The following is a 13,696-nucleotide window of genomic DNA, read 5'->3' as shown; positions in this document are numbered from 1 at the left end:
GGACTCCTTTATGTTAAATGTATACCCATTCGGGCATCCCGTATGTCAGATGCTGCGCATGGGCGCGCTACGTCAAGCTTCGCGCGATAAGGTATCCCCATTCGGGCATCCCGTATGTCAGATGCTGCGCATGGGCGCGCTGCGTCAAGCTTCGCGCGATAAGGTTTATTATTGAAAAAATTCGGATACAAGTGCATTTACGACTTTTCCGTCGGATTTTCCTTTGACAAGCGGCATGAGCTCCTTCATAATTTTGCCCTTATCTTTGGCTGTTGGCGCCGTGAGTTCAAGTTTGTCAAGTACCTGCCGGATCGTTGCCCTGATTTCTTCTTCTGTCATGAATTTCGGCGCGAATTCCTCATAAACCTGAATACGGAAATTACACTGGTCAATAATATCGGTGCGATTCGCCGGTGCAGAGTCCAGAGTTTCCTTTAATTGTTTTATTTCCTTTAATACAATTTCATTTTCTTCCGCTTCGGTTAAGTCACTGCGTTTATCGATGGCTTTGTTTTTTAAAGCGCCGAGAAGCATGGAAAGCGCATCTTTTCGTTCCTTATTTTTAGCCTTCATTGCGGTAACCATTTCGCTGCGAATCTGTTCGATTTTACTCATTAAAAATCCTCCCATCCTAATGTCATAGCTACATTTTTATTATAGCACTTTAATGATTTTTGGGAAGGGAGGAAATCTGCTCTTTTTTCAGTTCAGCGATCAAATCAACAATTAGCTGTAGTTGTTTATCTGAAAGACCATGGATGCTTAATTTCATTTCATATTCCAGGCCGAGGAGGTAATCTGTCGTACAGCAAAATATATCAGATAGTTTTATAAGCATGTCCACCGAGGGATATCGTTCGGACTTTTCGTAGGAACTGATAAGACTGGTAGACACGCCGGCACGTTTGGCCAGTTGGCTTTGGTTCCAATAATATTTTAAACGAAGTTCGCGAAGGCGGCTTGCAAAATCAGACATAATATATCTCCTTTTTGTAAATGCTGAGAAGAATAAAGTTCAGACAATATATGTATAAATAAATTACACAATAAGTGTAACGAACAACTGAAAACTTTAGGTGGATTATATTTTCACTTATGGTGTAAAATGAATGTATGTTTGAGAAAAGAGAATTTATGATGAAAAAAATTAAAAAAAATCTTTCAAAAAAAGAATATCGTTTTTCTGGATCATATTATCGGAGAAAAAAGGCGCTGCTGAAACATATGTTTGGGCGGAGAAAGCGTCGAAAAAATGGCATTATTCATGGGCCAAAAAGCGATGATATACTATTATAATGATAAAAATGACCAGGGAAGTAGTATGAACGGCAATGAGCAGAGAAAATAGCAGGAAACTGCGGCTTCAACAGAAAAAATTTATGGAGGAGCTGATAGATGAAACTGAACAGGCCGTTGCAAGAATGTTATTTAAAATGACAAATGATAGAACTCTGGTAGAGGACGTGATGATAGCCACATGGACAACCGCATGTCAGAAGATCGATGTCCTGGAGAAGCATGAAAATCCCCATGGATGGATCATGAGGGCGGCCAAGTTCCATATGCTGCGTGAGTTGGAGAAGCGCCGTCATATTCACAGTCATGAGATGCTTATATTGGAAGAACTGGAAGTTTATATTGAACAGGAAACTCAGAATGAACTGGAATTATCGGAAGCATTAAAGCCTTATTTAAATGAGGATGAACGCCGGGCCGTCATTCTGAGATATTTTTATGAGGTATCTTATTCCGATCTGGCAGATTATTTTCATATCAGTGAGAGCAATGCGAGAAAACGGGTGAGCCGCGCCATCGGCAAGCTGAGGAGGGCCGCGCCGGATTTGTGGCATGAATGCGGAAATGAGGGCATATAGTGTAGCAATAATAAAATTTGCGGGGAAACCTATGAAACGAGTAATGGCGGTAATGGTATTGGCGGGCTTTTTAGCCCTGTCTGTTGTTTTTTACAGTCGTACATATTCACGGGTGGCGGCGGCCGTTTCCAATGCCTCCGGTGGGGAGACAAAGCCGAGGGTAGTTATAGACCCCGGTCACGGGGGAAATGACCCGGGAGGAATTGGTGTAACAGGGGTACTGGAGAAGGATGTAAACCTTTCAGTATCCCTGTTTTTGAAAGCAAATCTGGAAGCACAGGGATTTGAAGTAATTATGACAAGGGATACGGACAAAGCGCTGTACAGCAGTGAAAGTTCCAAAAGTAAAAAGAAAGAAGATCTGGCAAAGCGAATAGAGATTATTACCGAGGCAAAGCCGGATTTTGTTTTATGTATACACCAGAATATCTTTACGGATGCAAAATACAGCGGCGCCCAGGTATTTTATTATCAGGATTCGGAGGAGGGGGCCCGCCTGGCGGAGTGTATTCAAAATCAGTTGATCGCGGGGGTTGATCCGGAAAATACCCGTGTGCCTAAATCCAATATGAATTATTATATGCTGAAAAATTCTCCGGCGCCGATCGTCATTGTGGAGTGCGGCTTCCTGACAAATGCGGAAGAGGAGGCGAAGCTCGGAACGGTGGAATATCAGCGGAAACTGGCCTGGAATATATATCTGGGAACAATGCATTATATTAATGGCGGGGGACTGACAGCAGAGTAATTTGAGGATTTCTTCGGAAGGGGTGGAAAAAAGCCGGAATAAAGCTTATAATAAAACAAAATACCGTTGAAAAATTGGAGATGGACTGGATGAAAACCATTGTTTATAAAATAAGTGAGACAGAAGAAAGGGTTTGGCTGAAGGCGGCGGGCGACGTCCTTGCGGCCGGCGGCCTGGTGGGTATTCCAACGGAGACTGTGTACGGCCTGGCGGCAAATGCGCTGGATGCGGAGGCTGCGGCGAAAATCTATGCGGCAAAGGGAAGACCGTCAGATAATCCTTTGATCGTTCATATTTCAGATATAGCTATGCTTGACGGGCTTGTGACAGAAATTCCGGATACCGCGCGGAAACTGGCGGAAAGATTCTGGCCGGGCCCATTGACGATGATTTTTCCTAAAAGAGATGCAGTTCCTTACGGAACAACCGGCGGATTAGACACAGTGGCCGTTCGTATGCCGTCCCATCCGGTGGCAAGGAAATTGATCGGGACAACGGGAATTGTGCTGGCGGCGCCGAGTGCAAATACATCGGGGCGGCCGAGTCCGACCCGGGCCGAGCATGTTTATGAGGATCTGAACGGAAAAATCGATATGATACTGGATGACGGCCCGGTGGGAATCGGTATCGAATCCACGGTGGTTGATATGACAGGCAGCGTACCGATGATTTTGAGGCCGGGCTATATTACCCGGGAGATGATGGAAGCGGTTGCCGGGGAAGTCCGGGTGGATCCGGCAATTTTAGGGGAAAATAAAGATAAGAATTTTCAGCCGAAAGCGCCGGGAATGAAATATAAACACTATGCGCCGAAGGGCGATCTGACCCTTGTCTCCGGTTTGGACGAAAAGGTTGTAGAGAAAATCCGGGAACTGGCCTCCGAAAAACTGGCTGCCGGTTTTCGGGTCGGGATCATTGCAACTGAGGAGACAAAGGATCTTTATAAGATGATGGTACAGAGGAACAGTCGGCTTATTGTGATGAGCATAGGTACCCGGAAGGATGAGGATACTATTATACATAATCTTTTTGATGTTCTGCGCCGGATGGACGGGGAAAAGGTTTCCTATATTTATTCGGAAAGCTTTGAAGAGGGCAGCAGAGGCAAGGCCATTATGAATCGTATGCTGAAAGCGGCAGGCCATCAGCAGATTTATGTTTAGATCAGGGGAAGAGCAAAGGAGGAGTAAAAATGGGCGGAAAGCGAAAAGACTATATTACCTGGGATGAATATTTTATGGCGGTGGCCCGCTTGGCCGGACTGAGGTCAAAGGACCCAAACAGCCAGGTTGGTTCCTGCATTGTGAGTCCGGATAATAAAATACTTTCGATGGGATATAACGGTTTTCCGTTGGGATGCTCGGATGATGAATATCCGTGGGACAGGGAAGGGGAACCGCTGGACACGAAATATGTCTATGTGACCCACAGCGAGTTGAATGCCATTTTAAATTATCGGGGCGGCAATCTGGAGGGAGCCAAGATTTATGTATCTCTTTTTCCGTGTAATGAATGTGCAAAAGCAATCATCCAGAGTGGTATAAAGGAGATCATATATGGGGAAGATAAGTATCCGGACACCCCGGCAGTCATTGCCTCTAAGCGGATGCTGAAATCGGCAGGAGTTGTATATCGAAAATACATTTCATCAGGAAGGAAAATTGAATTGGAGATTTAATTTAAGTAAACTGTCGTGCAATCTGTGACGAATTCTGAAATTAGTCCGAGGTCGCATGACAGTTTTTATTTTTTGTCTGGAAATTTGTCTGAATTTTTGATTGAAGATAAACAATAGCTGTGATATAATTTTTTAAATAGTCAATAATGGTTGTAGCGTGTATATTTTGCAAGGAGGTGACAAAGTGTTAGAAGATATTCTGAAATCAGTCAATAAGGCGGAGGCGGAAGCCGATGAAATCCTGAAAACGGCAGAAGCTCAGGCCGTTTCTATTTTAGAGGAGGCCAAAGCCCAGGCTAAGGCCATGACGTCGGATACATCTCAAAAAATCAGATCAATGAATCAGGAGATGACCGAGAAAATGCAGTCTGATGGTCAGGGCCAATTGGCTGCCGCCGCAGCGGAGGCCGAAAAAGAAACGGAGGCACTCCGGGAATTCATTGCCCCGAAGAGAGCAGAGGCAGTGGAGGCGGTGATTTCTTCGCTGGTATGAATGAAATAAGGGAATCAAGGGAAAAGGAGGGATGTGGATATGGCAGTATTGCAGATGCAGCGGATTAATCTATGTGCGCTGAAGAAAAACAGGAAAGCCATCCTGGAGCGTCTGCAGGAGCTTGGAGCTATGGAAATAGATATCCGGCTGGAAGATGACAGCGGATATACGACCATGGATGTCAGCAATTCCAAAGCCACATTTGAGAAAAAAGCGCAGACAGCGGACAGAGCATTGGAGATTCTTCAAAAGTATGCCCCGGAGAAAGCGGGAATGTTGGCGTCTCTGGCCGGGAAGCCGCTGATCGATAAGTCATTATTTGATAATGCTGCGCAAAATCAGGAGAGTTACATCAATACGGCAGAAAGGATCGTCACCCTGGATAAACAGGTTGCGGAGGAAAAGGCCCGGGCACAAAAGTATAGAGACCAGATGGAAGCATTAGTTCCATGGATGGGGCTGACTGTGCCGGTAAGTTATTCGGGAACCCGCAGAACTGCGGTTTTAATTGGGACGATTGCCGGGGCGATGAACCTGGAAAGTATTTATGAACTGATTGGGAAATTTGCTCCGGATGTGGAAGCAGTGGACGTGGAAATTATTTCTGCGGACAAGGATTTTACTTATCTGGCCGTAGTCTGTCTGGCTGAGGAAGTTCAGGCGGTTGAGGATGCCCTGCGGGCAGGCGGTTTTGCGAAACCGGCTCAGGCGGTGGATAAAATTCCGGCCCGGTATCGGGAAGAACTCCAGTCGGAGATGGAAGCTTCTTTAGAGAAGGCGAGACAGCTTCAGGAAGAAATTATCGGTCTTGCCGGAGAACGTCAGAACCTTCGGTTTGTATCGGATTACTATCGGATCCGCGCCGAAAAATATGAAGTGCTCGGCCGACTGCCTCAGACGGCAAATACCTTTGCGATGAGCGGTTACGTGCCGGCAAAGGACGCGGATCAGATCGTTCGGCAGTTGTCGGAAGATTTCGACGCGGCGGTTGAGCTGGAGCAGATTCATGAGGACGAGGAAGCGCCGGTACTTTTGAAAAATAATCATTTCGCCGAATCCGGGGAAGGCGTTTTAGCATCCTTCGGTCTGCCGGGAAAAGGCGAAGTGGATCCGACAATGATCATGACTGTCTTTTATGTATTTCTGTTTGGTCTTATGCTGTCGGATGCGGCTTACGGCCTGATCGTGGCTGTGGCCTGCGGCGTGCTTCTGATGAAGTTCCCGCGGATGTCCCTGAATATGAAGAAATCGATCCGATTATTCTTCTGGTGCGGTTTGTCCACCCTGTTCTGGGGCGTTATGTTCGGCGGTTATTTTGGCGATGCGGTAAATGTCATTTCCCGAACATTTTTCGGCAAAGAAGTAAGTATACCGCCGTTATGGTTTGCACCGCTGGATGAGCCGATGCGAATGCTTGTATGGTCACTGTTTTTTGGCCTGATCCATTTATATACAGGCTTATTTGTGAAAGCCTATATGTATATTCGGGACGGCAAGATTCTGGATGCGGTTTGCGACGTGGGATTTTGGCTGCTTCTTCTTACCGGTTTGGTATTGATCTTAATGCCGACGGAGATTTTTGCATCCATTTCCCAGATGACATTTGTATTCCCTGAACCGTTAAATATGCTGGCGAAGGGTATGGCGATCGTCGGGGCCGTGGGTATTCTGCTGATGTCCGGCCGGGATAAAAAGAATAAATGGGGACTTCGTATTGCTTTGGGCGCATATGATCTGTACGGCATTACAAGCTGGCTCAGCGATATTTTATCTTATTCCCGTTTGCTGGCCCTGGGTCTTGCAACCGGTGTTATCGCTTCCGTATTTAATCAGATGGGAAGTATGTTTGGCAGCGGAATTATAGGTGCGATTCTGTTTGCTGTTGTATTTGTTATCGGACACGTGTTTAATATTGCGATCAATTTGTTGGGCGCTTATGTGCATACATGTCGTCTCCAATATGTAGAGTTTTTTGGAAAATTTTATGAAGGCGGCGGAAGGGAATTCAATCCTTTCCGGTCAAATACGAAATATGTTGATATTAAGGAGGAAACAAGAGTATGAGTGAATTATTTACAAATGGACAAGTATGGGCTCTTTTAGGAGTAGCACTTGCAGTTATTTTATCCGGATGCGGTTCTGCCTACGGTGTTGGTGTTGCCGGTCAGGCGGCAGCGGGAGTTGTCACAGAAGATCCGAGCAAATTCGCAAAGGTTTTGATCTTACAGCTTTTACCGGGTACACAGGGTATTTATGGTCTGCTGGTTGCTTTCGTTACATTGTCAAGAATCGGTATCTTAGGCGGTGCTGCGCCGGATTTGGTACATGGTCTTCTGACATTTGCAGCTTGTCTGCCAATCGGTATTGTCGGACTTGTTTCCGCCAGACATCAGGGAAGAACTTCGGTAGCTTCCATCGGTATCGTGGCTAAGAAACCGGAACAGTTTGCAAAATCTATGCTGTTCCCGGCCATGGTAGAAACTTATGCCATTCTGGCTCTGCTTGTTTCTATTCTTGCTATCTTCTCTATTTAATGAACCTGAGGGTGAGGAGGATGCTGTAAGAAAGGAAAGGAGAGCTTTGGAATGAGTGGATTGGAAAAGATTACAAGCCAGATTCTGGAAGAAGCGAAAACCTCTGCAGCAATGAAGCTTGAAACGGCGCGTAAAGAAGCGGATGATATTCTTTCGAAAGCCAAAGAAGCCTGCGCGGCCATGGAGGCTGAGGCGGCGGAGAAGAATGTCATCTTGAAAGAAAATTATGAAGGCCGCATAAAATCTTCGGCGGAGCAGCAGCGGAGAACAGCGCTTCTGCGGGCAAAGCAGGATATGATCGCGGAAGTCATAGAGGAAGCTTATGTGACGTTAAAGCAGGAGGATACGGAAAGCTATTTCCGGACAATGGAAAAAATATTAAAAACTTATGTGCTGGCAGAGCCGGGAGAGATTTATTTTTCTGCTCAGGATCTTGCCAGGATGCCGGCCGATTTTGAAAAGAGAATTTCGGCGGCGGCAGAAGAAAAGGGCGGAAGCCTGGTTCTTTCCAAAGAACCGAAAGCCATTGAGGACGGATTTATTCTTGTCTATGGGGGCATTGAAGAAAATTGTACCTTAAAGGCGTTACTTGATGCAAAGAAAGATGAGCTTCAGGATAAAGTGAATGAGATTTTATTTTTATAGAGGCCGGTTCGCCATAAAAGGAGGGTTATAATGTCTAAAACACAGTATACCTATGCAGTTGCGCGAATCCGTGCTTTGGAAGTGTCTCTGTTTTCGGCGTCCACGATTGAACAGTTGATCGCCTGCAAGGATTTGGAGAGTTGTCTTCGTTTTCTGCAGGACAAAGGATGGGGCGGCAATGATGTGCCGATGGATGCCGATGCGATTTTGACGCGGGAACGGGAAAAAATATGGGAAACCGTCGGAGAAATGCATGTGGACATGGATGTGTTCAATGTTTTATCCTATACAAACTGGTTCCATAACCTGAAAGCTGCAGTGAAAGAAGTCTGCACCGGGAAGAGCGGCGCCAATATCTTCTATGAAGGAACGCCGATTCCTAAAGAAGAGATGCTTCGTATTATCCGGGAAAAGGATTATAAGGCTTTGCCGGAAAACATGCAGGCAGCGGCTGAGGAAGCAGTGGAGACATTGCTTCATTCAGGAGACGGACAGCTTTGTGATATTATTATTGACCGTGCCACAATGGAAGCCATCAAAGAGGCCGGGCGTCAGTCCCAGGATGATATTATCCGGGATTATGCCGAATCTACGGTGGCGGTGGCCAATATCAAAATCGCAGTGCGGTCTTCAAAAACCGCGAAGTCACTGGATTTTATGAAACGTGCCATGGCACCCTGCGACAGCCTGAATGTGGATGGGCTGGCCCGGGCGGCGTTGGCAGGTATGGATTCGATTATTGAATATTTGAGTGGAAATGGATATCTGGAAGGCGCTCTGGCACTGAAGGAGTCCCCTTCGGCCTTTGAACGTTGGTGCGATAACCGGATCATTCAGACGATCAAACCGCAGAAGACCAATCCGTTTTCCATTGGCCCTCTGGTGGCTTATGTAATTGCTAGGGAAAATGAAATTAAAACGGTGAGAATCATTCTTACATGTAAACAGAATGGTTTGTCCGATGATTCGATCCGGGAAAGGGTAAGGGAAATGTATGTATAAGATTGCAGTGATCGGCGCGTATGACAGTATTTATGGTTTTGCGGCGCTTGGGCTGGATACGTTTCCTGTGTCCGGTGCCCGGGAAGGTGAGGAAACGCTGAAGACGCTGGCATCCGGTGAATATGCGGTGATTTATATCACGGAGGCGCTGGCAGCAGAATTGGCACACGAGATAAGTAAATATCGGGAACAGGTTCTTCCGGCGATCATTCAGATTCCGGGCGTATCCGGGAACACGGGCGCCGGAGTCGAAGGCGTAAAGAAGTCTGTGGAACAGGCGGTCGGTTCCGATATTATCTTCGGCAATAATTAGAAAGTGGGTGAATCCATTTAATGAGTATAGGTACGATTAAAAAAGTAGCAGGACCGCTGGTTATCGCTGAGGGGATGCGCGATGCCAACATGTTTGACGTGGTGCGTGTAAGCAGCCAGCGACTGATCGGAGAAATTATTGAAATGCACGGTGATGAGGCATCCATTCAGGTATATGAGGAAACTTCGGGCCTTGGGCCGGGCGAACCGGTAGAGTCCACGGAGATGCCGTTGTCCGTAGAACTCGGGCCGGGACTTATCACCAGTATTTATGATGGTATCCAGAGACCTCTGGATGACATCATGAAGGTATCCGGCAATAACTTAAAGCGAGGCGTTGAAGTTCCGTCTCTGAAACGGCATTTAAAATGGAACTTTGTTCCGACAGTGCAGGTTGGAGACGAAGTGGAAGCCGGAGATATCATTGGAACTGTTCAGGAAACAAGCGTTGTTGAACAGCGGATCATGGTTCCTTACGGTGTTGAGGGAAAAATTAAAGATATTAAAGCCGGTGAATTTACGGTTGAAGAAACGGTTGCCGTTATTGAGACAGCTGATGGCGATAAAGAGGTTTCTTTGATGCAGAAGTGGCCGGTGCGAAAAGGCCGTCCGTATAAGAGAAAACTGCCGCCGACCATGCCTTTGATCACAGGCCAGCGGGTTGTCGATACCTTCTTCCCTATTGCCAAGGGCGGTGTGGCTGCCGTTCCGGGACCATTCGGAAGCGGTAAGACCGTTATCCAGCATCAGCTGGCAAAATGGGCTGAGGCGGATATCGTTGTATATATCGGCTGCGGCGAGCGCGGCAATGAGATGACGGATGTTTTGAATGAGTTCCCTGAGCTGAAGGACCCGAAAACAGGAAAATCGTTGATGGAACGTACGGTTTTGATCGCCAACACCTCCGATATGCCGGTAGCTGCCCGTGAGGCGTCTATTTATACAGGTATTACTATTGCCGAGTATTTCCGTGATATGGGCTATTCGGTAGCATTGATGGCTGATTCCACATCCCGATGGGCGGAGGCCCTTCGTGAAATGTCGGGTCGTCTGGAGGAAATGCCGGGTGAAGAAGGTTATCCGGCTTATCTGGGTTCCCGACTGGCTCAGTTTTATGAGCGTGCGGGGCATGTGATCAATCTCGGTAAAGACGGAAGAGAAGGCGCATTGTCTGTTATCGGCGCCGTATCTCCGCCGGGCGGTGATATTTCTGAGCCGGTATCTCAGGCAACACTGCGTATCGTTAAGGTGTTCTGGGGACTGGATTCGGCGCTGGCTTATAAGCGTCATTTCCCGGCCATTAACTGGCTGACCAGTTATTCCCTCTATCTGGATAATATTTCCGGATGGTTTGATAAAAATGTATCCGAAGAATGGATGATCGATCGTCAGAAGATGATGTCTCTGCTTCAGGAAGAGGCGGAATTAAATGAGATCGTGCAGATGGTTGGTATGGACGCTTTGTCCGCGCCGGACCGTCTGAAGATGGAAGCTGCCCGCTCCATTCGTGAGGACTTCCTGCATCAGAACTCCTTCCATGATGTGGACACATATACATCTCTGAAGAAACAGCTTCTGATGATGAAACTGGTGCTTGCTTATTATGAGCAGTCTATGGAAGCATTGAAAAACGGCGCCAATGTTCAGGGCCTGATCAAAATGCCGGTGCGTGAACAGATTGGCCGATATAAATATATCGTTGAGGAAAATCTGGATAAGGAGTATGAAAATGTCATGAATACTCTGGCGGAACAGATTAAAGAAGTATGCGGAAGGGAGGACTTCTAAATGCCAAAAGAATATAGAACGATACAAGAAGTAGCCGGACCGCTGATGCTTGTAAAAGGCGTCGAGGGCGTAACCTATGACGAGCTTGGTGAAATTGAACTGGCGAGCGGTGAGACCCGCCGCTGTAAAGTTCTTGAGGTGAATGGAACCGATGCGCTGGTACAGCTTTTTGAGAGCTCTACAGGTATCAATCTTTCAAACAGTAAAGTACGTTTTCTTGGAAGAAGTATGGAGCTTGGCGCTTCCGGCGACATGCTGGGACGAGTATTCGACGGTATGGGACGTCCGATTGATGACGGCCCGGAGATTCTTCCGGAAAAACGATTGGATATCAACGGCCTGCCGATGAATCCGGCGGCCAGGAGCTATCCGAATGAGTTTATTCAGACCGGAGTTTCCGCGATCGACGGTCTGAATACCCTGGTTCGAGGCCAGAAGCTGCCGATTTTCTCGGCTTCCGGTCTTCCGCATGCCCAGTTGGCCGCTCAGATCGCGCGTCAGGCGAAGGTTCGCGGAAAAGATGAAAAGTTTGCCGTTGTATTTGCGGCTATGGGTATTACTTTCGAGGAATCCAATTTCTTTGTGGACAGCTTTAAAGAAACCGGCGCTATCGATCGAACGGTGCTGTTTATGAATCTGGCAAATGACCCGGCAGTAGAGCGTATCGCCACACCGCGTATGGCTCTGACAGCCGCCGAGTATCTGGCCTTTGAGAAGGACATGCATGTCCTTGTTATCCTGACGGATATCACAAACTATGCGGATGCGCTGCGGGAAATTTCCGCCGCCCGTAAAGAGGTTCCGGGCCGCCGCGGTTACCCGGGCTATATGTACACGGATTTGGCTACGCTGTATGAACGCGCGGGCCGTCAGAACGGAAAAATCGGTTCAATTACAATGATTCCGATCCTTACGATGCCGGAGGATGATAAGACCCATCCGATTCCGGATTTGACCGGTTATATTACTGAGGGTCAGATCATTCTGAGCCGTGAGCTTTTCAGAAAGGGCATCAATCCGCCGATCGATGTACTTCCGTCCCTGTCCCGTCTGAAGGATAAGGGTATCGGCGAAGGAAAAACCCGTGCGGATCATTCAAATACGCTGAATCAGCTGTTTGCGGCCTATGCGCGAGGCAAGGACGCGAAGGAATTGATGACGATCCTCGGTGAGGCAGCCCTCTCGGATATTGATCTGATCTACGCGAAATTCGCGGATGAATTCGAGAAGGAATACGTATCCCAGGGCTTTAATGCGGACCGTGATATCGAGGAAACGCTGAATATCGGCTGGAAGCTTTTGTCGATCCTGCCGCGAGGCGAGCTGAAACGTATCGATGATGAATATCTGGATATGTACTACGGTAAATTTTAGAACCTGAACAAAAGGAGAGGTGATACTACTTGGCATCTACGCAGGTAAATCCGACCCGAATGGAGCTGAGCCGCCAGAAAAAGAAGCTGGTTACGGCCACAAAGGGGCACAAGCTCTTAAAGGATAAACGGGATGAATTGATGCGGCAGTTCCTGGATCTGGTTCGGGAGAATATGGCTTTGCGCCAGAAGGTGGAAGCGGGTATTCAGGCGGCAAATAAAAACTTTGTTGTCGCAAAGGCCGGCATGTCGGAGGAGACGCTTCATACGGCGCTGATGGCGCCGAAACAGGGCGTATATCTGGAAACGGATAAGAAGAATGTTATGAGCGTGGATATTCCGGTGTTCAGCTATAAAACACGGACAGCAGATGAAAATGACATTTATTCTTATGGCTTTGCTTTTACCTCCAGTGATCTGGATGACGCGGTGAAGTCCCTGGCAGATATATTGCCGGATATGTTGAAACTGGCGGAGACAGAGAAAGCCTGCCAGCTTATGGCGGCGGAAATTGAAAAGACCCGCCGGCGTGTCAACGCGCTGGAACATGTGATCATTCCGCAGGCCCAGGCGAATATAAAATATATCTCCATGAAGCTGGATGAAAATGAACGTTCTACTCAGATCCGTTTGATGAAAGTCAAAGACATGATGCTGGAAGAAGCCCATCATTATAAAGAAAAACAGGCAGCGATGGCTGCAGAATAAGAGAAACATAAAAGGAACCCTTTTGACCCCGGACTTTCGGGGCCGAAAGGGTTCTTTTGCCGGGCAAATGTTGACATTGTACAGGAAAAAAGCTAAAATAAAAAGAACAGACAAAATGATCAGGAGGAAATGCAGATGCTGAAACAGGTTTCAATATATGCTGAAAACAGAAAGGGCACAATGCAGAAAATTACGGCGGTGCTTCTTAAAGAGAATATTAATATACTGGGTTCCGTGACAAATGACAGTGCGGAATACGGAATTATCCGTATGATCGTATCTGAGCCGGAGAGAACAGTGGAAGCGTTGGAAGCAGCGGGTTATCTGTGTCGGCTGACGGCAGTTCTCGGCGTTGAGGTGGAAGATGAAGTGGGTAATCTGAATCATCTTCTGCAGGCTTTGGAAGACAGCAATATCAATGTGGATTATATTTACCTGTCCTTCAACCGGGAATCGGGGAAACCGATCATGGTTATCTCGGCGGATGATGTGATGGAAGTGGAAATGTGTATTTCTGAAAAGGGATTTTCAGTGTTATAGG

At 47.2% G+C, this 13,696-nt stretch carries 16 protein-coding genes; 14 read left to right on the top strand and 2 right to left on the bottom strand.

Features of this window, described 5'->3' with window-relative positions:
- Positions 1-168 precede the first annotated feature (168 nt).
- Both ACMN7X_RS07625 and ACMN7X_RS07620 read right to left on the bottom strand, forming a co-directional pair.
- Positions 169-615, bottom strand: a complete 447-nt coding sequence (locus ACMN7X_RS07625) for a GatB/YqeY domain-containing protein (RefSeq protein ID WP_418746867.1) — start codon at positions 613-615, stop codon at positions 169-171.
- Between the two features lie 49 nt (positions 616-664).
- Positions 665-976, bottom strand: a complete 312-nt coding sequence (locus ACMN7X_RS07620) for a helix-turn-helix domain-containing protein (RefSeq protein ID WP_418746866.1) — start codon at positions 974-976, stop codon at positions 665-667.
- A 355-nt stretch (positions 977-1,331) separates the two neighbouring features.
- Between ACMN7X_RS07620 and ACMN7X_RS07615 the strand changes: the two genes are divergently transcribed.
- The 14 genes from ACMN7X_RS07615 to ACMN7X_RS07550 all read left to right on the top strand — a co-directional run bounded on the left by ACMN7X_RS07615 (position 1,332) and on the right by ACMN7X_RS07550 (position 13,695).
- Positions 1,332-1,874: an RNA polymerase sigma factor gene (locus ACMN7X_RS07615; RefSeq protein WP_418746865.1), complete on the top strand. Its 543-nt coding sequence runs from the start codon at positions 1,332-1,334 to the stop codon at positions 1,872-1,874.
- Positions 1,875-1,905: 31 nt separating this feature from the next.
- Complete coding sequence (locus ACMN7X_RS07610) at positions 1,906-2,622, top strand: N-acetylmuramoyl-L-alanine amidase (protein WP_418746864.1); 717 nt, start codon at positions 1,906-1,908, stop codon at positions 2,620-2,622.
- A gap of 89 nt (positions 2,623-2,711) precedes the next feature.
- Positions 2,712-3,785: an L-threonylcarbamoyladenylate synthase gene (locus ACMN7X_RS07605; protein WP_418746863.1), complete on the top strand. Its 1,074-nt coding sequence runs from the start codon at positions 2,712-2,714 to the stop codon at positions 3,783-3,785.
- Positions 3,786-3,814: 29 nt separating this feature from the next.
- Complete coding sequence (locus ACMN7X_RS07600; RefSeq protein ID WP_418746862.1) at positions 3,815-4,300, top strand: deoxycytidylate deaminase; 486 nt, start codon at positions 3,815-3,817, stop codon at positions 4,298-4,300.
- Between the two features lie 184 nt (positions 4,301-4,484).
- Positions 4,485-4,793: a hypothetical protein gene (locus ACMN7X_RS07595; protein ID WP_418746861.1), complete on the top strand. Its 309-nt coding sequence runs from the start codon at positions 4,485-4,487 to the stop codon at positions 4,791-4,793.
- A gap of 39 nt (positions 4,794-4,832) precedes the next feature.
- Complete coding sequence (locus tag ACMN7X_RS07590) at positions 4,833-6,857, top strand: V-type ATP synthase subunit I (RefSeq protein ID WP_418746860.1); 2,025 nt, start codon at positions 4,833-4,835, stop codon at positions 6,855-6,857.
- A complete protein-coding gene (locus tag ACMN7X_RS07585; RefSeq protein ID WP_178040926.1) occupies positions 6,854-7,327 on the top strand; it encodes a V-type ATP synthase subunit K in 474 nt (157 codons plus the stop codon). Before ACMN7X_RS07590 ends, ACMN7X_RS07585 begins: the two co-directional genes overlap by 4 nt.
- A 51-nt stretch (positions 7,328-7,378) precedes the next feature.
- Positions 7,379-7,972 carry a V-type ATP synthase subunit E gene (locus ACMN7X_RS07580; protein WP_418746859.1) on the top strand — a complete coding sequence of 198 codons (594 nt, stop codon included), beginning with the start codon at positions 7,379-7,381 and terminating at the stop codon, positions 7,970-7,972.
- A 30-nt stretch (positions 7,973-8,002) separates the two neighbouring features.
- Positions 8,003-8,974 carry a V0D/AC39 family V-type ATPase subunit gene (locus ACMN7X_RS07575; RefSeq protein WP_418746858.1) on the top strand — a complete coding sequence of 324 codons (972 nt, stop codon included), beginning with the start codon at positions 8,003-8,005 and terminating at the stop codon, positions 8,972-8,974.
- Entirely contained in the window at positions 8,967-9,287 is a 321-nt protein-coding gene (locus tag ACMN7X_RS07570) for a V-type ATP synthase subunit F (RefSeq protein WP_418746857.1), read from the top strand. The genes ACMN7X_RS07575 and ACMN7X_RS07570 overlap by 8 nt, the downstream gene beginning before the upstream one ends.
- A 20-nt stretch (positions 9,288-9,307) precedes the next feature.
- A complete protein-coding gene (locus ACMN7X_RS07565; RefSeq protein WP_418746856.1) occupies positions 9,308-11,074 on the top strand; it encodes a V-type ATP synthase subunit A in 1,767 nt (588 codons plus the stop codon).
- Positions 11,075-12,448, top strand: coding sequence for a V-type ATP synthase subunit B (locus tag ACMN7X_RS07560; protein ID WP_418746855.1), 1,374 nt, complete (start codon positions 11,075-11,077; stop codon positions 12,446-12,448).
- 29 nt (positions 12,449-12,477) lie between these two features.
- Positions 12,478-13,155, top strand: coding sequence for a V-type ATP synthase subunit D (locus ACMN7X_RS07555; RefSeq protein WP_418463310.1), 678 nt, complete (start codon positions 12,478-12,480; stop codon positions 13,153-13,155).
- Positions 13,156-13,290: 135 nt separating this feature from the next.
- The gene (locus ACMN7X_RS07550) at positions 13,291-13,695 is read left to right on the top strand and encodes an ACT domain-containing protein (RefSeq protein ID WP_418746854.1); all 405 of its coding nucleotides are present in this window, start codon (positions 13,291-13,293) and stop codon (positions 13,693-13,695) included.
- The last annotated feature ends 1 nt before the right edge of the window (position 13,696 follow it).

Source organism: Frisingicoccus sp., assembly GCF_048388605.1.
Classification (GTDB): Bacteria; Bacillota; Clostridia; order Lachnospirales; family Lachnospiraceae; genus Frisingicoccus.
This window is presented reverse-complemented; position numbering and strand designations above follow the sequence as displayed.